This window comes from Brachybacterium sp. SYSU DS0246 (genome assembly GCF_059391765.1).
In genome coordinates, this window is record NZ_JBZXYT010000067.1 from 1 (window position 1) to 852 (window position 852).

At 66.8% G+C, this 852-nt stretch carries 1 protein-coding gene; it reads left to right on the top strand.

Annotated elements, in window-relative coordinates; all coding sequences use genetic code 11:
- Positions 1-688 (top strand): transposase (locus AC5020_RS16920; RefSeq protein WP_464989145.1); only part of this gene is annotated, 688 nt, incomplete at its 5' end.
- Positions 689-852 lie beyond the last annotated feature (164 nt).

Below are 852 nucleotides of genomic sequence, written 5' to 3' on the forward strand. Positions count from 1 at the left end.
TCTGATGAGCTCAAGGCACCGACTCGGGAAGCTGCTGCTGCGCCACGGCTATGTGTTCTCCGGCAAGACCTCCTGGGGACCGACGCATGATGCGTGGATGCGGGCCATCCGCCGTGACAAGCTCCCTGCTCACGGTGCCGGGACGCTGGCCGCGTTCGACGACACCTACGACGCCATCCAGCACGGCCTGGCCCGGAGGGACCGGCTGGATGCTGCGATCCTCAAGCTGGCCGAGGACAGCGAGTTCACCGAGATCACGCACCGCCTGGCCTGCCTGCGCGGCATCTCCACCCTGACCGGGTTCGGGCTCGCGGTCGAGATCGGAGACTGGGAACGCTTCACCGGCAAGAGCATCGGCGCGTTCCTCGGACTGGTCCCCTCGGAACACTCCTCCGGCCAATCCAGAGTCCAGGGCGGGATCACCCGCACCGGCAACTCCCACGCCCGCCGCCTGTTGGTCGAGACATCATGGCAGCACAAACCCGTTTACCGGCCCGGCCCGACCCTGCGGAAGGACTGGGCGAAAGTCCCGGCAGTCATCGCCCAACGCGCCGACCACGGAAACCGGCGACTGCACCGACGCTGGCAGACCCTGGCCGCGCACCACAAACCCCACACCCTCGCGACCACCGCGATCGCGAGGGAACTGGCCGGCTGGTGCTGGTCACTGGCAACGATGGAGGCATAACCGCTATAGACCGCGTTCACAGGCGACCCGAGCATCTGGGGGCGCAGCGTGAGGAGGAGACCAGCGCAAGAACTGTGAGCAGCCTTCACAGGCGACGCTCGATCTCAGACAAGCTCCGCTCCTCCCACCGGAAACAGCGTCCTGCGGTGACCAACCCGCGAATA